Genomic DNA, 18,861 nt, shown 5'->3' with positions numbered 1-18,861 from the left:
GACGTATCGCCCGATGGAGGGATCGTCCGTTTCGACGCGTATCGGGGGGGTCGCCGCGGCGACACGCTATCCAAGTCGAGGATCCCCAACGCACACGATGGTCGGTCCGACCGTTTCGCATCGGCCCGGACCGACGCCGGCATCCGTCCCGGGCGGCCTGCGTGACCCTTGCGAAACGGAAAGGGCTTTGCGCAAAGACGGGCCGTCCGCGTGCGTCCTGGTGGGATTGGACGCCAGCCCGTCGCTCTATGGTGACTGCCGATCAAACATGCGAAGCGTGGTGCTCCTCCTCAAGCAACCGGATGAGCAATGATCGCCGATCGGTCCCCTTCGCTTCTGTTCCGGCCGATCGAACTGCCTTGCGGTGTTGTGCTGCCGAACCGGCTCGCCAAGGCGGCGATGTCGGACTCGCTGGGCGACGGTGAGGGCAACCCCACGAGCACGCAAATCCGGCTCTACGAGCGGTGGGCCAGGGGCGGGGTCGGTCTGTCGATCGTGGGCGAGGTGCAGGGCGATCCTCACCATGCGGAGAAACCGGGGAACCTAGTCTTGAACGAACGGTCCGACCACGACGCACTTCGCGAGCTGGCGCGGCGTGGCTCGGCGGGCGGCACCCAACTCTGGCTTCAACTCGGCCATGCAGGCGCGATGACCCACCCGCCGATCGGCACGTCCAGGGGACCGAGCGCACTCGATGTGTCGGGGCTGACGTGCGTGGAACTGTCGAGGGCGGAGATTGCCGCTCTGCCGGATACCTTCGCGCGCACGGCCCGCCTCGCCTGCGATCTGGGCTTCGGGGGCGTGGAGGTTCACGCGGCGCACGGATTCCTTCTCAGCCAGTTCCTGTCGCCGCTCTTCAATCGGCGAACGGACGAGTACGGTGGACCGATCGCGAACCGGATGCGGCTACTGCTGGAAGTAATCGAAGCCGTGCGTGATGCTGTCGGCTCGCGCTTTCCGGTCGGTGTGAAGCTGAACGCGACCGACCAGATGGAAGGTGGGCTCGTGCCGGACGACGCGCTCGCCGTCGTCGCAGCGCTCGACCGCACGTCCATCGACCTACTCGACGTGAGCGGCGGGACTTACTTCCCCGGCGCCAAGTCGGCTTCGGATGCCACGGGCGGGGGTGCCTACTTCCTCGACTTCGCCCGTTCGGCCCGCGAACGCACGACCAAGCCCATCATGGTGACGGGTGGGTTCAAGACGCGGGACGCCGCGATCGACGCATTGGGGGACGGCGGCACGGACCTGATCGGGCTCGCCCGTTCGCTTGTCCTTGATCCAACCTTGCCCCGACGCTGGGCGGGTGAGGGGGACGGTCCGGTCGACGTCGCGTTCCCTCGCTTCACCGATCCACCCGAGGGCGGGATCACGGCTTGGTACACGATGCGCCTGACCGAGCTGGGTGAGGATCGTGAGGGCCCGCACGGCGATATGACGGATGCCGTCGCAACCTACGAAGCGCGCGACGTCGAACGGAATGAGCGTTGGAACACAAGGTTCACTGAAGTGAGCTGATCACGTTCCGCCGTTCGTGTTCCTCACCTATGACCCAGCGCGCCGCCCATCGCCTCTTCCCACCCACGAAGCCCTGCAGCTGCGATCGACCTCCGGCCACGGTTCCAACCACTCGCCTCGGATACCCTTTTCTCGGGGATCCCCACACACGCCCGTCGCCATCCGCGTCCTCCCTCCCCCACCGGGGGAGGGCCGGGGTGGGGGCGTCGATCGAAACGGGAAGCCCGCGACGTCGCTTCGGCAGGGCATGCGGGCGTCTGCCCGCCTATCGGCTCCGCCGCAGGGCCCACCACGCCAGGGCGCTGCACGCCACCATGAGGGCCGCGATCGCGGGCATCTGTTCGGGAAAGGTCGCGCCGCGGTCGATCAGGGCGCCGATGGCCGCAGGGCCCGCCGCGGTGCCCAGCACCATCGCGGCGGTGGACGCGGCCTTGATCGCCCCGATGTGCCGCGTGCCGAACTGCTCCGCCCACAGCGACACGGGCGCGATCGACATGATCCCCTGCGTCGTGGCCATGCAGGCCACCGCGGGCACGGCCCAGGCCAGGGTCGGCGCCCAGGCCAGAATCGCGAAGCCCAGCGCCATCGGCAGCAACGCGGCGGGCATCAGGCGGGACGCGCCGACGCGGTCGATCAGCGCGCCCGCCGCGAAGGTCGCGGCCACCGATCCGCCCATGAACAGGGGGAACAGGGCGACGAACCCCGTCTGCGACCAGCCCTTCGCTTCCGGCAGGTGGACCTGGAAGAACAGGAACGCCGTGCCGAAGGCGGGCGAGGCCATGGCCGCGGGCATCAGCATCCAGAACAGCCCGCCCCGCAGCACCTCCGCCCGGGTCCAGTGGCGTCCGTCCCGGCCCGGCGCCTCCGTCGCGGCATCGGCCTCCGCGCCCGCGGGGATGCGGGGACGGGACAGCATGCGATGCAGCGGCCAGATCGCCGCGAAGGACACCGCCGCGGCCAGCGTCCACAGCGCGGTCGCGGACGCAACGGTCAGCGCGTGCGTGAACGCCAGCGGCAGCGTGGCCTGCCCCGCCGCGAAGCCGAAGGCCGCCACGGCGATGGCCCGCCCGCGGGTAGCCACGAACCAGCGCGCCATCGCGACCATGGCGATGTGGGTCAGCATGCCCTGCCCGCACAGCCGAAGGCCGACCACCGCCAGGGGCAGCAGCCAGGCGGCGGGGGCGTATCCGATCAGCAGGCAGGACGCCGCCAGCCCCGCCATCGTCCAGGCCGTCAGGCGGGGCAGGGGCACCCGGTCGGCCAGCGCGCCGGTCCACAGCATCGCGGCCGCCGCGACGGTCGTGCCCAACCCATAGATCGCGGCCCAGTCGCCCTGGCCCAGCCCGTGCCGCGCCGTCAGGTCGCCCGCGAACACGGCCACGAACGCCGTCTGCCCGAACGTGCTGGCCAGCGACACGCAGAACCCCGCCCACAGCCAGGGCGCGTTCTCCCGCAGGAACGCCAGATACGCGGTCGGGGCCGGGCGGGAGGGGGCGAGCGATGCCATGCCCGTCCCCTGCGCCCCTCGCGCGGGACGGGCAAGGGGGGGCCGTCAGCCCTCCGCCAGGGCGACCGTTCCCGCCGCGAAGCCCGGGGCGACCCGGCGCGCGTCCTCCGCCTCCGGGTGGGTGCCGATCCAGGCCAGCAGCATCAGGCGGCGCATCAGGATCAGGTCGTCCAGCATCGCCTCGTGCGCGGGCGGTATCGGGCGGATGACGCGATAGCCCGCCAGCCAGGCCGCGCGCCACCGGGGCAGGGCGGGGTGGTCCTCCCAGAAGCTGACGGCGGCGGCGAAGTCGTAGAGGTGCCAGCCGAAGCCGCAATCGTCGAAGTCGATCAGCCGCCGGCCCGCCCGGTCCGTCAGGACGTTGGCCAGACGCATGTCGGCATGGATCAGCCCGAACCGGTCCGGCCCCGTGCCGAAGGTGCGCAGGCGCGCTTCGGCGCGGGCCTGCGCGTCCTCCAGCACCGCGCGCGCGGCCCCGTCCACGCCCGGCGCCCCGCGCCAGTCGCCCCAGGGGGCGTCGGCGCCGAACGCCGCGTCCAGATCCCAGCGGGGCCGCGCGAACCCGTCGGGCGGGGACCACCGCGCCGCGTGGTCGTGCAGGCGCGCGGCGGCGGTGCCCAGCCAGCGGAACAGCCCGACCAGGTCGCCGTCGGGGGTCGGGTGGCGACCGGGCATCCGGCGGAACATCACCGCGTGGCGTCCGTCGATCCGGGCGATGTCGGTGCCGTCGCGCATCGGCACGGGGCGCGGCACTTCCAGCACCTCGGCCGCATCCAGCGCGCGCAGCCACGCCAGCTCGGACGCGATGGCGCCCGCGTCGTTGTAGCCGGGGCGATGGACCCGCAGCACCGCGTCCAGGCCCGGTCCGGTGACGGCGAAGGTCACGTTCTCGGACACGTGGATGCGCCGCGCCGCCACGTCGGATGCGGCGGTCCACAGCGGCAGGGCGTCCGCGACGGCGGCGTCTAGCGCCATGGGCGGCGCAGGCGGTCCAGAACGCCCGCCACGATCGCGCGGGGGTCGCGGCGGATGTCGGCGCGCACGACCCATTCGTCCGGCCCCGGCGCTTCCAGCGTCGCGAGCTGCGAGTCTAGCAGGCTGACCGGCATGAAATGCCCTTCGCGGGCGGCCATGCGACGCGCGATCACGGCGCGGGGCCCGTGCAGGTGGACGAACAGCACCTCGCCCGCATGGGACCGGATCCGGTCGCGATAGCGCCGCTTCAGCGCCGAGCACGCGACCACCCGGGGGCGTTCCGCCAGGGCGATCCCGATGCGGTCCAGCCAGGGGCGGCGGTCCGTGTCGTCGAGGGGCGTGCCGCCCGCCATCTTGATGCGGTTGCGGCGCGGATGCAGGTCGTCGCCGTCCACGAAGGGCAGGCCCAGCACGCGCGCCAGCCGCGCGCCGGTCCGGGACTTGCCGGTCGAGGTGACGCCCATCACCACGATGCGGGTGGGCGCGCCCGTCACAGCGACGCCGTGATGCCGCCGTCCACGAACAGCGTGGTGCCGTTGACGAAGCTGCTGGCGTCGGAGCACAGGAAGACGCAGGCGCCGACCAGCTCCTCCACGCGGCCCCAGCGGCCCGCGGGCGTGCGCTTGGCCAGCCAGGCACTGAACGCGGGATCGTTCACCAGGGCCTGGTTCAGCGGCGTCTCGAAATAGCCGGGCGCCAGGGCGTTGACCTGCAGCCCGTGCGGCGCCCAATCGGTGGCCATCCCCTTCGTCAGGTTGCCCACCGCGCCCTTCGTGGCCGTGTAGGGCGCGATCCCGGGCCGGGCCAGGGCGGTCTGCACGGAGGCGACGTTCACGATCTTGCCCCGGCCCCGCGCGATCATGTGGCGCGCCACCGCCTGGCCCACGTGGAACACCGACGCCACGTTGGTCTGCAGCAGCCGCTCGAACGCGTCCGCGGGGAAGTCCTCCAACGGCGCGCGATGCTGGAGGCCGGCGTTGTTCACCAGGACGTCGATCGGCGTGCCCGCCCCCTCGAACCCGTCCACGGCCGCCCGGGCCGCGTCGTGGTCGGTCACGTCGAAGGGCAGGACCGCCACCTCCGCGCCCGCCGCGCGCAGGGCGTCCGCCGCGCGGTCCAGCTTCGCCGCGTCGCGCCCGTTCAGCACGACCGACGCCCCGGCCCCCGCCAGGCCGCGGGCCAGCGCCAGGCCGATGCCCTGGCCGGACCCGGTGACCAGCGCCCGCCGTCCGGTCAGGTCGAACAGGTGCAGGGACATGGGCGGTCTCCGTTGTCGCGGTGGCCCGGCCTCGCTACGGATGGGGGGGTTCCGCGTCAACCGAAGGGGGCCGCCCATGACGGACGACATCCGCGCGCTCGTGATCCACGGCGCCATGGACCTGCGATTGGAAGGGCGCCCCGACCCGGGCGATCCCGGCCCCGGCCAGGTGCGCGTGCGCATGGCGGCGGGGGGCATCTGCGGGTCCGACCTGCACTATCACCGCCACGGCGGGATCGGCGAGGCGATCCGCGTGCGCCAGCCCCTGATCCTGGGGCACGAGGTATCGGGCCACGTCGACGCCCTGGGCGAGGGGGTCGAGGGGCTGGCGATCGGACAGTTGGTCGCCGTGTCCCCGTCGCGGCCCTGCGGGGCCTGCGCGCAATGCCTGCGCGGCCTGCCCAACCAGTGCGAGCACATGCGCTTCTACGGCTCCGCGATGCCGTTACCCCACATCCAGGGCGCGTTCCGCCAGGTGCTGATCGCGGACGCCGCGCAATGCGTCCCGGCGGACGGCCTGTCGCCCGAAGCCGCGGCGATGGCCGAGCCGCTGGCCGTCTGCCTCCACGCCACGCAGCGGGCGGGGGGCATCGTGGGCGCGGCGGTGCTGGTCACGGGCTGCGGGCCCATCGGCATCCTGTCGATCCTGGCCGCGCGGCGCGCGGGCGCGGACCTGATCGTTGCGACGGACCTGTCCGACTTCTGCCTGGACCTGGCGCGGCGGGCCGGGGCCGACGTCACGGTGAACGTCGGCACGGACCGGGACGGCCTGGCGCGGTACGGGGCCGGCAAGGGGACGTTCGACGTCCTCTACGAATGCTCGGGCGCGGCGCCCGCGCTGGCGGCGGGCATCCCCGCGATGCGCCCGCGCGGCACGGTGCTGCAACTGGGCATGGGGGGCGACATGACGATCCCGATGCAGGCCCTGACCGTCAAGGAATTGACTCTCAAAGGATCGTTCCGCTTCCACGACGCCTTCGCCACGGGCGTCGAGCTGATGCGCCGCGGCCTGATCGACGTGGAGCCCTTCGTCACCCACCGCTTCCCGCTGGAGGAGTACGCCCAGGCGTTCGAAACGGCGGGCGACCGCAGCCGGGCGATGAAGGCGCAGTTGACGTTCGCCTGAGCCGCGGGCCCTTCCGGGACCAGCTAGGAAGTACCCCGCGCGTCGACGGCATCGCCGCCGCAGGCGGGGACGCCGCGCATCGCCGATCCCCGGCCCTGCGATGCGCGGGGGACCCGACATTCGCTTCCCCATCCTAGAGGTTCGTTTCCAGCAGGATCTCCGTGCGGATCCGCTCCTGCGCTGCGAACACCTCGCGCCCGTCGCTCAGCGCCTTCAGGCGGCGCAGCACGGATCGCGCCAGATGGCCGGGATCCTGCGTGATGATGGCCGACACGCGCCCGTCCAGCAGTGCCGCGACCGTGGCGGCGGTGCGCTCGTGGGCGATCACCACCAGGTCCCGCGGCAGGTCCATGCCCCCCAGGACATCGAGCGGGACCCGCGCCTCCGACGACAGGACATACAGGCCACGCAGATCCGGCCGCCCCGCCACCGCGCGGGACAGCACCGCGCGCGTGCGGTCCGGATCTCCATACGTTTCCAGGCTGGCGGGGACGCGCAGGGCGGGGAAGCGCGCGGCCAGGATGGCGTCGAAGCCCAGCCGCCGGTTCAGGCTGTCCTGCGCGGTCATCGTTTCGGACAGCACAAGGACGGAACCGGACCCTGCGCCCGCGAAGCGGCCCATCAGCAGCCCCGCGGTGGCGCCCGCCGCGCGGTCGTCGATGCCCACGAAGGAACCGCCCTGGCTCGACACGAACGGGATCACCGGAACGCCCGCATCGTCCAGGCGCGCGATGGCGTCGCGCACCGGCGGGGACCGGGGGGCCATCAGGGCGACCCCGTCGCAGCCCTCCGCCCCCAGGGCGGCCAGGTCGCGGGCCACGGCATGGGGGTCGTTCGCGTCGATGCGGCGGATGTCCGTGACCAGGCGGTCCGCGCTGAAGCGCGCGGCCTCCGCGATGCAGCGCTCCAGCTCCTCCAGGAACAGGTCGCCCGACGACGGCAGCAGGTGCACGAACCGATAGCTGCGACCCTTCGCCAGGTTCGCGGCGGCCATGTTGCGCACGAAGCCCAGATCCCGGATCGCCTGGTTCACCCGATCGACCGTCGCCTGCCGCACGCCCAGGCGCCCGTTCAGAACCCGGTCCACCGTGGCGCGGCTGACCCCCGCCGCGCGGGCGAGGTCCTTCGTGGTCGGTGGCAGGACGCGGTCGGCGTCGGGCATGGTGGTCCCCTATCTCCCCCGTCCATAACCCCCGCGATGCGGGTCGCCAAATGTTTTGAGGCACGTGCATCAGAAAATGCTTGCCATGATGCACGTGCCTCATCTACGAAGGGCGCGTCATGGGAACGGCGACGCGCCCCGCGTCCGCCGCCAACGGGAGGATGACGATGAGGAAATTCCTGCTCGCAGGCGCGGCCTGCAACGCGATCGCCCTCGGCACCGCCGGCACCGCCGCGGCGGAGGATCTGACGCTCTGCTGGGCCGCCTGGGATCCGGCCAACGCCCTGATCGAGCTGTCCACCGACTTCGAGGAACAGTCCGGCCATACCATGAACTTCGAGTTCGTGCCCTGGCCCAACTTCGCCGACCGCATGCTGAACGAGCTGAACAGCGGCGGGCAGCTCTGCGACCTGATGATCGGCGACAGCCAGTGGATCGGCGGCGGCGCCGAGAACGGGCACTACGTCAAGCTGAACGACTTCTTCGACGAAAACGGCATCGACATGGCGGACTTCATCCCCGCCACGGTGACGGGCTATGCCGAATGGCCCAAGGGGACGCCGAACTACTGGGCGCTGCCCGCATTCGGCGACGTCGTGGGCTGGACCTATCGCAAGGACTGGTTCGAGCGCCCGGAGCTGCGGGACGCGTTCCAGGCGGAATACGGCCGCGAGCTGGGCGTGCCCGAAACGCTGGCCGAGCTGAAGGACATCGCGGAGTTCTTCCAGGGGCGCGAGATCGACGGCAACACCGTCTACGGCGCCGCCATCTACACCGAACGCGGGTCCGAGGGGATCACGATGGGCGTGACCAACGCGCTCTACAATTACGGCTTCGAATACGCCGATCCCGACGAGCCCTATTCCATGGACGGGTTCGTCAACTCCGCGGGCGCGGTCGAGGGGCTGGAGTTCTACAAGGAGCTCTACGATTGCTGCACGCCGCCGGGGTCGTCCAACTGGTACATGGGCGAGAACATCGACGCCTATCGCTCCGGCCAGGTCGCGATGCAGATGAACTTCGCCTTCATCTGGCCGGGGGTGGAGGCCGATCCCAACGTTGGCGGCGGCAAGTCGGGCTACTTCCCCAACCCCGCGGGCCCCGAGGGCCAGTTCGCGCAGCTGGGCGGGCAGGGCATCAGCGTCGTCGCCTACAGCGACAAACAGGACGCCGCGCTGGAATACATCGAATGGTTCGCCCAGCCGGAGGTGCAGGCCCGGTGGTGGGAGCTGGGCGGCTATTCCGCGCTCAGCGCGGTGGTCGAGGATCCGGACTTCGCCACCAGCCAGCCTTACGCCCAGACGTTCCTGGACAGCATGGCCATCGTGAAGGACTTCTGGGCCGAACCCGCCTATGCCGACCTCCTGCTGGCGATGCAGGACCGCGTCCACAACTACGTCATCGCGGGCGAGGGCACGGCGCAGGAAGCGCTGGACGGCCTGGTCGAGGACTGGACCGAGGTGTTCGAGGACGAAGGGAAGCTGTGACGCGCGGCGCCCGCCGGGCGCCGAACGTCGCGCCCCGGGCCTGACCCGGGGTCCCGATCCGAAAAGCGGAGCCGTGCCCCGGGCTCGACCCGGGGCCGCCATCCCACACGCGCAACCGTCATCCTCGGGTCGGGCCCGAGGACCTCCCGCAAGGAGATCCCCGGGTCAGGCCCGAGGATGACTCCCCAGCTTCAACGCCGCAGAGGCCGCGCCATGTCAGACGCCCCCATGGACCGGGTCGCCCGCGCCACCCCGGCCGGCGCCGCGCGCCGCATCCGCGGCCTGTCGGACCGCGCCATCGCCTGGATCTTCGTCGCCCCGTCGATCTTCCTGCTGCTGGCGGTCAACATCTTCCCGCTGATCTGGACGATCCGGCTGTCGTTCACCGACTACCGGGTGAACCGGCCCAACCGCGACGTGGAATGGGTGGGGCTGCGCAACTACGAACGCATCCTGACCGACGACGACGTCTGGGCCACGATGCAGGCGACGGCGCATTTCCTGATCTGGACGATCGTGCTGCAGGTCCTGATCGGCTTCGCGCTGGCCTGGCTCATCAACAAGAAGTTCCGCGGCAACGACCTGTGGACCACGATCATCGTCCTGCCGATGATGCTGTCGCCCGCCGTGGTCGGCAACTTCTGGACCTTCCTCTACCAGCCCCAGATCGGGCTCTTCAACTACGCCGTGGCCTTCGTCACCGGCGCGGACCCGGCCTCCTTCTCGATGATAGGGGACGTCCACCTGGCGCCCTGGGCCATCGTGATCGCGGACACCTGGATGTGGACCCCCTTCGTGATGCTGATCTGCCTGGCGGGCCTGCGGTCGATCCCCGACAGCATATACGAGGCGGCGGAATGCGACCGTGCCTCCCCCTGGCGGCAGTTCTGGACCATCACGGTGCCCATGGTCCTGCCCTTCCTGATGCTGGCCGTGCTGTTCCGGGGCATCGAGAACTTCAAGATGTTCGATCTGGTGGTGCAGCTGACCGGGGGCGGCCCGGGCAACGTCACGACCCTGACCTCGATCGACCTGAAGCGCGAGGCGTTCGAACGGTGGCGCACGGGCTATTCCTCGGCCTACGCCGTGATCCTGTTCGTGACCGTGTTCGGTCTGGCGTCGATCTACGTGAAGGCCCTGAACAAGGTGAAGGACCGATGACCGCCCGTCGCGACCTCGTCGGTCTCGGACGCGACGGGCCCGTCATCCCCGGGCGCGGCCCCGGGACCTTCCGACGCATCGCCCGCACCACGACGATGGACATCCGCGCATGAGCAGCTTCTCCGTCACCGAACCGTCCGGCGGCACGAAGTGGTTCGCCGGCATCCTCGTGGTCTCCTACGCGATCCTGACGCTGTTGCCGCTCCTGTGGATCGTGGCGACCGGGTTCAAGACGTCCGAGGACGCCATCGCCTATCCGCCCAAGGTCCTGTTCGAGCCCTCGCTCGAAGGCTACGTCAATCTGCTCACCGAACGCACCCGCGCGACCGAGGGCATGTTGGAGGAAGCCGGCCCGCCCCGAACCTGGTACGAGGAGATCGCGCGCGACCAGGGCACGGTCATCACCGGGGCCAGCCGCTATGGCGAACGGTTCCTAAACTCCGTCATCATCGGCTTCGGGTCCACCGCGCTGACCATGATCCTCGGCACGATGGCGGCCTATGCGTTCAGCCGGTTCCGCGTGCCGCTGAAGGACGACCTGCTGTTCTTCATCCTCAGCACCCGCATGATGCCGCCCATTGCGGTCGCGATCCCCATCTTCCTGATGTTCCGCCAGCTCGGGCTGTCGGACACGCATCTGGGGATGATCCTGCTCTACACGGCGGTGAACCTGTCGCTGTCGGTCTGGCTCCTGAAGGGGTTCATCGACGAGATCCCGCGCGAGTACGAGGAAGCGGCGATGATCGATGGCTACACGCGGTTCCAGGCGTTCCGGAAGGTCGTGCTGCCCCAGGCCGCCACGGGCATCGCGTCCACGGCCATCTTCTGCCTGATCTTCGCGTGGAACGAATACGCCTTCGCCGTGCTGCTGACCTCGGGCACCGCCCAGACCGCGCCCCCCTTCATCCCCACGATCATCGGCGTGTCCGGCAAGGACTGGCCCGCGGTCGCGGCCGGCGCGACCATCTTCCTGGTCCCCGTGATGGTCTTCACCATCCTGCTACGGAAGCACCTCCTGCGGGGCATCACCTTCGGCGCGGTGCGGAAATGACCGCGGCTCCACGTGCCCCGGTCATCCCCGGGCTCGACCCGGGGCTCTCCCGCCCTGGGACGCGCCCCCCGGTCGTGACGGCGAAGCGATGCGGAACCGTCTTCGTAGGGGCGACCGGCGTATGTACGGGGGGTGTACGGGGGGTGCACGGGGGGTGCATCGGCATTTGCGCACAGAACGGGTCCGATCGTCATGTCTGAGTTCGTTCATGGACTGATCCGCCTGCGTCGCGGCCCCTGGGAGATGGTGGCCTCCATCCTCATCGCGCTGGGCGTCTTCATGCTGATGCAGCCCTTCGTGCTATGGCTCTACACCTGGTCGTTCCTCGTGATCCTGGTCGGCACGGTGGGCTTCATCGTGGTCAGCCACTTCCCGGAAGACCCCTGATGGCCCAGATCAGAATATCCAACGTCCGCAAGGAGTTCGGCGACTTCACCGCCGTCGAATCTTCCAGCTTCACCATCGAGGACGGCGAGTTCTTCATGCTGCTGGGCCCTTCGGGCTGCGGCAAGACCACCACCTTGCGGATGATGGCGGGGCTGGAATTGCCGACGTCGGGCGAGATCTTCATCGACGGGGAGGAGGTCAGCCAGAAGCGCGCCTCCCAGCGCGACATCGCCTTCGTGTTCCAGATGTTCGCGCTCTATCCCCACATGAACGTCCGGGGCAACATATCCTACCCCTTGAAATCGCAGGGAATGTCGCGCCCGGCCATCCGCGCGAAGGTGGCCGAGGTGGCCGACATCCTGGGCATCCAGGGCATCCTGGACACCCCCGTCGGCGGCCTGTCCGGCGGTGACCGCCAGCGCGTCGCCCTGGGCCGCGCCGTCGTCCGCGACCCCAAGGCCTTCTTCATGGACGAACCCCTGGGCGCGCTGGATGCCGAGTTCCGCGAACGCATGGCCGAGGAGCTCCGCGCCCTGCACGACCGCATGGGGGCCACCACGGTCTACGTCACGCACGACCAGTTGGAGGCGATGCAGATGGGGGACAAGATCGTCGTTATGAATCATGGAGTTGTCGAGCAGTTCGGCGTGCCCCAGGACATCTACGACTGGCCCGCGACGACGTTCGTCGCGCAGTTCATCGGCTCGCCGCCCATGAACCTGCTCGCCTTCGACGGAACGGTGACGCCGGGACAGGACCGCGTGGATCTGGACGGCACCACCATCGGGATGCCCCCCATCCTCGACGGCCGGGGCGGCAAGCTGATCCTCGGGGTGCGGCCGGAATACGTATCCTTGCACGACGACGCGGGCCTGCGCGGACGCGTGGCGGCGACCGAATACCTGGGCACCACGCAGATCGTGACGGTGGACACGGGCCGCGGCCGGGTGAAGGCACGCCTGCCATCCACCGACGCGCCGCGGGTTGGGGCCAACGTCGGCCTGCGCCTCGATCCCCGCACCGTCACGCTGTTCGACGCCGCGACCGGGATGGCGTTGCGCAGCCGGGCGAACGAGGGGGTACTGGCCCATGGCTGAGGTTCGGTTGGACGGCGTCACCAAGCGGTTCGGGCGGACGACCGCGCTGGACGACGTGACCATGACGATCCCGGACGGCTCCTTCGTCGTGCTGTTGGGCCCCACGGGCGCGGGCAAGACCACCACCCTGCGGATGGTGTCGGGCCTGGACGCGCCCGACTCGGGGGACATCGCCATCGGGGGCCGATCGGTGGCGGGCCTGACGCCCGCGCAGCGCGACGTGGCGATGGTGTTCCAGCAGTACAGCCTCTACCCCCACCTGACCGTGCGCGAGAACCTGGCCTTCCCGTTGCGCTCCCCCATCCTGCGGACCCCGCCCGACGTGATCGAGCGCACCGTGCGCGACGTGGCGGAGGTGCTGCAGATCGCGCACAAGCTGGACAACCGGGCCACGGCGCTGTCGGGGGGCGAGATGCAGCGGGTGTCGATCGGACGCGCGCTCGTGCGGCGGCCCGCGGTCTATCTGATGGACGAGCCGCTGTCGTCGCTGGATGCCAAGCTGCGGGCCGACCTGCGGGTCGAGCTGAAGGGCATTCAGGCCGAATCCGGGGCCACGCTGCTCTATGTCACGCACGACCAGATCGAGGCCCTGACCATGGCGACCCATGTCGGCGTCCTGGACCGGGGTCGCCTGGTGCAGTTCGGCACGCCGCGCGCGATCTACGAGGATCCGGTCAGCGTCTATGCCGCCAGCAGGCTGGGACAGCCGCGGATCAACGTCCTGCCCGCCGACCTCTTTCCCGGCGCCCCCCACGGCGCCAGCCACATCGGCCTGCGACCCGAGCAGATCCGCCAGGGCGAGGGGCAGGACGCGGCCGTCACCCGCGTCGAACGGCTGGGGGACCAGACCCGGCTGCACCTGTCCCTCGCGGGACACGACATCGTCACCGTCACCGACGCGCACACCGACCTGCGCGGCGGCGACCACATCCAGATCCGGCCCGACCGTCCGTTCTATTTCGGCGCGGACGGGGCGCGCATCGCCTAGAACGGGGCAGGGGGCATCATGGCTCATTTCATCAACGCGAAGGCCGACGCGGTCACGGACGCCATCGACGGAACGATCGCGGCGTCGGGGGGAATCCTGACGCGGCTGGACGGGTACCCGCACATCAAGGTCGTCATGCGCGCCGACTGGGACCGGGGCCGCGTCGCGCTGGTGTCCGGCGGGGGGTCGGGGCACGAGCCGGCCCATGCGGGCTTCGTGGGACGGGGCATGCTGACGGCCGCCGTATGCGGGGACATCTTCGCCTCGCCCTCGGTCGACGCCGTGTTGGCGGGGATCCTTGCGGTGACGGGGGATGCGGGCTGCCTGCTGATCGTCAAGAACTATACCGGGGACCGGCTGAACTTCGGCTTGGCCGCCGAACGTGCGCGGGCCTTCGGACGCAAGGTCGCCATGGTGATCGTCGACGACGACGTGGCCTTGCCGCATCTGGCCCAGGCCCGCGGCGTGGCCGGCACGCTGCTGGTCCACAAGATCGCGGGCGCGCTGGCGGAGGAGGGCGTCGATCTGAACGCCATCGAGGCCGAAGCCAACCGCGTCATCGCGGCCACCCGGTCGATCGGTATGTCGCTGGACACCTGCACCATTCCCGGCTCCCCCAAGGAGGACCGGATCCCCCCGGGCAAGGCGGAGTTGGGCCTGGGCATCCACGGCGAGGCGGGGGTCGAGCAGGTCGCGTACAGCGATGCGGCGACCGCGATGGCCGCCGTGACCGCGAAGCTGGCCGACGGGATGGGGGACAGCGACCACGTCGCCCTCCTGAATAACCTGGGCGGCCTGTCGGATCTGGAGATGGCGGTCCTGTCGCGGGAACTGATGCGTTCGGATCTGGCCGGACGGCTATCGATGCTGGTAGGACCCGCCGCGTTGATGACCTCGCTCGACATGCGCGGGTTCTCGGTCACCGTGATGGCGCTGGGGGACGGGGACGCCGACCGCTTGGCGACCGGGACGGGCACGTCGGCCTGGCCGGGTGCCAAGCCCATGGCGACGGCCGACGTCCTGCCGCTGCCCGACGGGCTGACGCCGATCAAGCCGCTGGCATCGGACCACGCGCCGACCCGCGCCTTCCTGATCCGCTGCTGCGAGATCCTGCTCGCATCCGAAGCCGACCTGAACGCGCTGGACGCCAAGTCGGGCGACGGCGACACCGGGTCGACCCTGGCCCACGCCGCCCGCGCGCTGATGGGGGCGATGGACACGCTGCCCCTGTCCGATCACACGCAACTCTTCCGCGCGCTGGGGCAGGAGCTGTCGCAGACGATGGGCGGGTCGTCGGGCGTGCTGCTGGCTATCTTCTTCGCCGCGGCGGGGGACGCGGCGTCGTCCGGCATGACCACGCGGGACGCGCTGCGGGCGGGCTTGGCGCGGATGCAGCAGATCGGCGGGGCGGAGATCGGCGACCGCACCATGGTCGATGCCCTGGCCCCCGCCCTGGACGCCCTGGACGACGGGTTGACGCGTGCCGCCGCCGCCGCCCGCGCGGGTGCCGACGGCACCGCCGCGATGGCGCGCGCGAATGCCGGCCGGGCGGCCTATGTCAATGCGGCGCAACTGGAAGGTCACGTCGACCCCGGCGCGGAGGCCGTGGCCCGCCTGTTCGAGCGGATGGTCGACGTCTAGGGGGCTGCGACGTCGGACGCCGCATCGGCGATGCCGTGCCCCATGCGGCGCATCCGCCGGCGACCGAACGGCGTTCACCCCCCGTACCGGCTCAACGCGCGTCGGAACGCGTGGCCTGCGGTGTATCCCACGGCGCGGGCCGCCTGTTCCCGGGTCAGGCCGTAGGCCAGCAGCCGGCGGGCGCGCTCGACCCGCCGGGCGGTGACGAACTCGTGCGGTGTCAGGCCCGTCGCGCTGCGGAACGCCTCGTGGAAGTGGCTGATGCTGATCGACGCCGTTTCCGCCAGGTCCGAGACCGACAGGCGCTCGCTCAGGTGGGCGTCGACATGCTCGACGATCCGTCCCAACCGGCGTCCGTCCAGGGGGCGGGCGTTCCGGCGGGGCGGCCGGCCGCCATAGCGCTCGCACGCGACGTGCATCAACGCGCCGCGGACGAGGTCGTCGCCTTCCAGATCGCCCAGGAGGCGTGCGCCGGTGGCGTGCTGACGCAGCCGGACCGCCGCGGCCCAGAAGACCGGGTCGGGATCGAGTACGCCGCCGCCGCCCGTCGCGGTCGGCGCGATGCCCGTCGCTTCCGCGATCTCGGCCGTCAGCGCATCCGAGATCTCGAACTCGACGCCTTCGTAGGGCTCGCCGACATGGACCCAGTCGAACGGCTCGCCGCACGTGACGAACAAGGCGTTCCGCCGCACCTCCAACCTGTCGCGGCGCCCCGAGGGACGTTCGACGACCGCGCCGCGATGGCCTGTGAAGGACACGCCCATCGTGTCGGTGCCGGTGGTCGAGCGGTGGGGGTCCTGGGTCGTGGCGGGCATGCGGAACCAGACGGCGCGCGCGCCGCTCAACTCGACCTCCACGGATGTTCCCACGGTGTTCATGTGCGATGACCATAGCAGAAAATCGGACGCGACACCGTCCCGATCCTCCGATGTTCGCCGCGAAACGTCCCGATCCTCCGGAGTTGGGAAACCCCATGCCCCTCCCGCCCCCTTCATGCAGGACCGTCGCGATCGATGCGACGCAGCCGGAGGACCACGATGCCGGACGACGCCACATCGGCACAGGGAGCGCGGATGGACCGGTCCGCCGACGCGTGGGACTTCGCCGGCCGCACCGTCGCGGTGACCGGGGCGACCGGGGGCATCGCCGGGGCGATCGTCGACGCTGTCGCCGCACGGGGCGTGACGATCGTGATGCACGGACGGCGGGTCGACGCGCTCGACCGGGTGGTGGACCGGGCGGCGGACCGGGGCGCGGACATACACCGCGTGACCGGTGATCTGGCCGACGAACCCGGCGACGTCGCCGCGGTCATCGCCGATGCCGCTCCGATCGACGTGCTGTTCAACGTCGCGGGCATCTACACGCCTGGCGACCTCCTTTCGGTCGACGTCGAAACGATCTGCCGGGACTTCGACGTCAACGCGGTGGCGGCCGTCGCGGTCATGCAGGCCGTCCTGCCCGGCATGAACGACCGCCGTCGCGGTCGGATCGTGAACGTCTCCTCCGGCGGCGGGTCCTTCGCGGAAGGGCTGGCGCGGGGCCATGCGGCCTATGCGATCTCCAAGGCCGCACTGAACGCCGCCACCGTGCTGGGCGCGGGCTGCGCGCGGGGCGACGTGAAGGTCAACGCGATGTGCCCCGGCTGGGTGCGCACGGCCATGGGCGGGCCGTCCGCGAGCCGGTCGCCCGAGGAGGGCGCGGATACCGCGCTGTGGCTCGCCGCCCTGCCGGCCGATGGACCGACGGGCGGCTTCTTCCGCGACCGCAGATGCATCCCATGGTGAACCGCACGATACGAGCCAGACCGGGACGGGGAGACGACCCATGAGAACGATCCTCACGACGATCGTGGCCACGCTGGTCCTGTCGAACGCGACCGGCGCACAGACCGCCGCACCCGAACGGATCCAGGCCGACGCGGCCACGATGACGAGCCATGGCCATGCCGGGAACCGCATGGAGCGCGGGAACGACTTCGTCCGTGACACCCCGGGCGGTTGATCGCCCGATGCGGCGGCCCTTCCCCCAGACGCCCGACCACCCCCATCCCAACCGGAGAGAGCCCATGACCGATCATCCCACCCCCACCGGCCCATCGCGGCGCGGCCTTCTGACCGGCGCGGCCGTGGCGGGCGCCGCGGTCGCCGCAGGCGGCCTCGCGCTGCGGCCCACGCCCGCCCGCGCCCAAGGCAACCTGCCGGCGGATCGCCGGATGCTGGGCGGGCTGGAAACGTCCGCCCTGGGCCTGGGTGTGCAGAACATGCACCGGACCTTCACCACGCTGGTGCCCGACCGCGACGACATGGTCGCGCTGATCCGCACCGCCTACGAGGAGGGCATCACCTTCTTCGACTGCGCCGAAGTCTATGGCCCCTATACCTGCGAGGAGATCCTGGGCGAGGCGATCGCCCCCTTCCGCGACGCGGTGCAGATCACCACGAAGTTCGGGTTCGACATCGGCGACGACGGGGGCATCGCGGGCGTGACGTCCGACCCCGCAGGCATCCGCGCGGCCGTCGAGGGCTCGCTCCGGCGGCTCGGCACCGACCGGGTGGACCTCCTATATCAGCACCGCGTCGACCCGACCGTGCCGATCGAGGAGGTGGCGGGCGTCGTGGGCGAGCTGATGGACGAGGGCAAGGCGCTGCACTGGGGCCTGTCGGAGTGCGGGCCCGAAACGCTGCGCCGGGCCCATGCCGAACGCCCCCTGGCCGCCGTGCAGTCCGAGTACTCCATGCTCTATCGCGGGCGCGAGGCGGACATCCTGCCCGTCACGCGCGAGCTGGGGGTGGGCTTCGTGCCCTTCGCGCCCCTGGGCTACGGCTTCCTGACGGGCGCTATCGACATGGCCACCGCCTTCGCCCCGGGCGACTTCCGCGGCTGGACCTCCCGCATGGACCTGGAGAACCGCGAAGCCAACATGGCCCTCGTGGACCTCGCCCGCGACTGGGCGGCCCGCAAGGACGCCGAGCCCGAGCAGATCGCGCTGGCGTGGCTGATGGCGCAGGGCCCCGACATCGTACCGATCCCGGGAACGACCAACGTCACCCACCTGCGCGACAACATCGATGCGGCCTCGGTCTCGTTCACCGACGCGGAGCTGGCGGATCTGACATCCGCGCTCGACGCGATCGAGGTGCAGGGCGAACGGGCGCCTGCGATGGTAATGGAATGGAACGGCGCGGAGGCGCCGGACGCCTAGGTCACCCGACCGACGGGCCGGGCCCGCGCCGCGACGCGGGCCCGGATCGCTTCCCCGAACCGGAAGGTCCATGCCATGACGACGCGACGGACGATCCTCCTCACCCCCCCTCGTCGAAGGACTTCACGCATGACCTCCATCCGCACCGCGCTGGCCGTGCTATGCCTCGCCGCATGGCCGGGCCTCGTCGTCGCCCAGGGGGCGCAGGCCCCGAACGTCGCGCGCGTCTCGACCCATATGGGCGAGATGGCGATGTCGGCCGGGGCGGCGGCGGGGATGGATCGCGAGGTGGGGGACC

18 protein-coding genes are annotated in these 18,861 nt (G+C 70.9%); 12 read left to right on the top strand and 6 right to left on the bottom strand.

Annotated features, from left to right (window positions below; genetic code table 11):
• The first annotated feature begins 309 nt into the window (after window positions 1–309).
• Complete coding sequence (locus P0084_RS18125) at window positions 310–1,518, top strand: NADH:flavin oxidoreductase/NADH oxidase family protein (protein ID WP_308918300.1); 1,209 nt, start codon at window positions 310–312, stop codon at window positions 1,516–1,518.
• Window positions 1,519–1,783: 265 nt separating this feature from the next.
• On the opposite strand, the gene P0084_RS18120 is transcribed toward P0084_RS18125, so the two are convergent.
• From P0084_RS18120 to P0084_RS18105, 4 genes are read right to left on the bottom strand one after another with little or no spacing between them, the layout of a single operon-like run.
• A complete protein-coding gene (locus P0084_RS18120; protein ID WP_308918299.1) occupies window positions 1,784–3,025 on the bottom strand; it encodes an MFS transporter in 1,242 nt (413 codons plus the stop codon).
• Between the two features lie 45 nt (window positions 3,026–3,070).
• Window positions 3,071–4,000 (bottom strand): phosphotransferase enzyme family protein, encoded by a 930-nt coding sequence (locus P0084_RS18115; RefSeq protein WP_308918298.1) that lies wholly within the window; start codon window positions 3,998–4,000, stop codon window positions 3,071–3,073.
• Window positions 3,991–4,494, bottom strand: coding sequence for a gluconokinase (locus P0084_RS18110; protein ID WP_308918297.1), 504 nt, complete (start codon window positions 4,492–4,494; stop codon window positions 3,991–3,993). The genes P0084_RS18115 and P0084_RS18110 overlap by 10 nt, the downstream gene beginning before the upstream one ends.
• Window positions 4,491–5,258: an SDR family oxidoreductase gene (locus P0084_RS18105; RefSeq protein ID WP_308918296.1), complete on the bottom strand. Its 768-nt coding sequence runs from the start codon at window positions 5,256–5,258 to the stop codon at window positions 4,491–4,493. The genes P0084_RS18110 and P0084_RS18105 overlap by 4 nt, the downstream gene beginning before the upstream one ends.
• Before the next feature lie 76 nt (window positions 5,259–5,334).
• On the opposite strand from P0084_RS18105, the gene P0084_RS18100 reads away from it, so the two are divergent.
• Complete coding sequence (locus P0084_RS18100; protein ID WP_308918295.1) at window positions 5,335–6,384, top strand: L-idonate 5-dehydrogenase; 1,050 nt, start codon at window positions 5,335–5,337, stop codon at window positions 6,382–6,384.
• Window positions 6,385–6,517: 133 nt separating this feature from the next.
• Here the strand turns inward: P0084_RS18100 and P0084_RS18095 are convergent, their stop codons facing one another.
• Window positions 6,518–7,546, bottom strand: a complete 1,029-nt coding sequence (locus P0084_RS18095) for a LacI family DNA-binding transcriptional regulator (protein WP_308918294.1) — start codon at window positions 7,544–7,546, stop codon at window positions 6,518–6,520.
• A gap of 167 nt (window positions 7,547–7,713) precedes the next feature.
• Here P0084_RS18095 and P0084_RS18090 point away from each other — a divergent pair, with 167 nt between their 5' ends.
• From P0084_RS18090 to P0084_RS18060, 7 genes are all read left to right on the top strand, one after another.
• On the top strand, window positions 7,714–9,033 hold the full coding sequence (locus P0084_RS18090) for an ABC transporter substrate-binding protein (RefSeq protein ID WP_308918293.1): 1,320 nt from the start codon (window positions 7,714–7,716) through the stop codon (window positions 9,031–9,033).
• A gap of 213 nt (window positions 9,034–9,246) precedes the next feature.
• Window positions 9,247–10,194, top strand: coding sequence for a carbohydrate ABC transporter permease (locus tag P0084_RS18085; protein ID WP_308918292.1), 948 nt, complete (start codon window positions 9,247–9,249; stop codon window positions 10,192–10,194).
• A gap of 109 nt (window positions 10,195–10,303) precedes the next feature.
• Window positions 10,304–11,245 carry a carbohydrate ABC transporter permease gene (locus P0084_RS18080; RefSeq protein ID WP_308918291.1) on the top strand — a complete coding sequence of 314 codons (942 nt, stop codon included), beginning with the start codon at window positions 10,304–10,306 and terminating at the stop codon, window positions 11,243–11,245.
• A 192-nt stretch (window positions 11,246–11,437) separates the two neighbouring features.
• Window positions 11,438–11,632, top strand: a complete 195-nt coding sequence (locus P0084_RS18075; RefSeq protein ID WP_308918290.1) for a hypothetical protein — start codon at window positions 11,438–11,440, stop codon at window positions 11,630–11,632.
• Window positions 11,632–12,729, top strand: coding sequence for an ABC transporter ATP-binding protein (locus P0084_RS18070; RefSeq protein WP_308918289.1), 1,098 nt, complete (start codon window positions 11,632–11,634; stop codon window positions 12,727–12,729). Before P0084_RS18075 ends, P0084_RS18070 begins: the two co-directional genes overlap by 1 nt.
• Window positions 12,722–13,717: an ABC transporter ATP-binding protein gene (locus P0084_RS18065; protein WP_308918288.1), complete on the top strand. Its 996-nt coding sequence runs from the start codon at window positions 12,722–12,724 to the stop codon at window positions 13,715–13,717. Before P0084_RS18070 ends, P0084_RS18065 begins: the two co-directional genes overlap by 8 nt.
• 18 nt (window positions 13,718–13,735) lie before the next feature.
• Window positions 13,736–15,358 (top strand): dihydroxyacetone kinase subunit DhaK, encoded by a 1,623-nt coding sequence (locus tag P0084_RS18060; RefSeq protein WP_308918287.1) that lies wholly within the window; start codon window positions 13,736–13,738, stop codon window positions 15,356–15,358.
• A gap of 74 nt (window positions 15,359–15,432) precedes the next feature.
• On the opposite strand, the gene P0084_RS18055 is transcribed toward P0084_RS18060, so the two are convergent.
• Entirely contained in the window at window positions 15,433–16,227 is a 795-nt protein-coding gene (locus P0084_RS18055) for an AraC family transcriptional regulator (RefSeq protein WP_308918286.1), read from the bottom strand.
• A 168-nt stretch (window positions 16,228–16,395) separates the two neighbouring features.
• On the opposite strand from P0084_RS18055, the gene P0084_RS18050 reads away from it, so the two are divergent.
• The 3 genes from P0084_RS18050 (at window position 16,396) to P0084_RS18040 (ending at window position 18,563) form a co-directional block, all read left to right on the top strand.
• On the top strand, window positions 16,396–17,145 hold the full coding sequence (locus tag P0084_RS18050) for an SDR family NAD(P)-dependent oxidoreductase (protein WP_308918285.1): 750 nt from the start codon (window positions 16,396–16,398) through the stop codon (window positions 17,143–17,145).
• Between the two features lie 40 nt (window positions 17,146–17,185).
• On the top strand, window positions 17,186–17,362 hold the full coding sequence (locus P0084_RS18045) for a hypothetical protein (RefSeq protein ID WP_308918284.1): 177 nt from the start codon (window positions 17,186–17,188) through the stop codon (window positions 17,360–17,362).
• A gap of 64 nt (window positions 17,363–17,426) precedes the next feature.
• Complete coding sequence (locus P0084_RS18040; RefSeq protein WP_308918283.1) at window positions 17,427–18,563, top strand: aldo/keto reductase; 1,137 nt, start codon at window positions 17,427–17,429, stop codon at window positions 18,561–18,563.
• The last annotated feature ends 298 nt before the right edge of the window (window positions 18,564–18,861 follow it).

Source organism: Jannaschia maritima (assembly GCF_030973515.1).
Classification (GTDB): Bacteria; Pseudomonadota; Alphaproteobacteria; order Rhodobacterales; family Rhodobacteraceae; genus Jannaschia; species Jannaschia maritima.
The sequence above is the reverse complement of the archived record's forward strand: the minus strand, read 5'-3'. Positions and strand labels throughout refer to the sequence as shown.

Coding starts and splice junctions, on each gene's coding strand:
- P0084_RS18065 (WP_308918288.1), top strand. CDS start 12,722: ATGGCTGAGGTTCGGTTGGACGGCGTCACCAAGCGGTTCGGGCGGACG.
- P0084_RS18115 (WP_308918298.1), bottom strand. CDS start 4,000: ATGGCGCTAGACGCCGCCGTCGCGGACGCCCTGCCGCTGTGGACCGCC.
- P0084_RS18090 (WP_308918293.1), top strand. CDS start 7,714: ATGAGGAAATTCCTGCTCGCAGGCGCGGCCTGCAACGCGATCGCCCTC.
- P0084_RS18125 (WP_308918300.1), top strand. CDS start 310: ATGATCGCCGATCGGTCCCCTTCGCTTCTGTTCCGGCCGATCGAACTG.
- P0084_RS18045 (WP_308918284.1), top strand. CDS start 17,186: ATGAGAACGATCCTCACGACGATCGTGGCCACGCTGGTCCTGTCGAAC.
- P0084_RS18105 (WP_308918296.1), bottom strand. CDS start 5,258: ATGTCCCTGCACCTGTTCGACCTGACCGGACGGCGGGCGCTGGTCACC.
- P0084_RS18070 (WP_308918289.1), top strand. CDS start 11,632: ATGGCCCAGATCAGAATATCCAACGTCCGCAAGGAGTTCGGCGACTTC.
- P0084_RS18095 (WP_308918294.1), bottom strand. CDS start 7,546: ATGCCCGACGCCGACCGCGTCCTGCCACCGACCACGAAGGACCTCGCC.
- P0084_RS18100 (WP_308918295.1), top strand. CDS start 5,335: ATGACGGACGACATCCGCGCGCTCGTGATCCACGGCGCCATGGACCTG.
- P0084_RS18120 (WP_308918299.1), bottom strand. CDS start 3,025: ATGGCATCGCTCGCCCCCTCCCGCCCGGCCCCGACCGCGTATCTGGCG.
- P0084_RS18040 (WP_308918283.1), top strand. CDS start 17,427: ATGACCGATCATCCCACCCCCACCGGCCCATCGCGGCGCGGCCTTCTG.
- P0084_RS18080 (WP_308918291.1), top strand. CDS start 10,304: ATGAGCAGCTTCTCCGTCACCGAACCGTCCGGCGGCACGAAGTGGTTC.
- P0084_RS18050 (WP_308918285.1), top strand. CDS start 16,396: ATGCCGGACGACGCCACATCGGCACAGGGAGCGCGGATGGACCGGTCC.
- P0084_RS18085 (WP_308918292.1), top strand. CDS start 9,247: ATGTCAGACGCCCCCATGGACCGGGTCGCCCGCGCCACCCCGGCCGGC.
- P0084_RS18075 (WP_308918290.1), top strand. CDS start 11,438: ATGTCTGAGTTCGTTCATGGACTGATCCGCCTGCGTCGCGGCCCCTGG.
- P0084_RS18060 (WP_308918287.1), top strand. CDS start 13,736: ATGGCTCATTTCATCAACGCGAAGGCCGACGCGGTCACGGACGCCATC.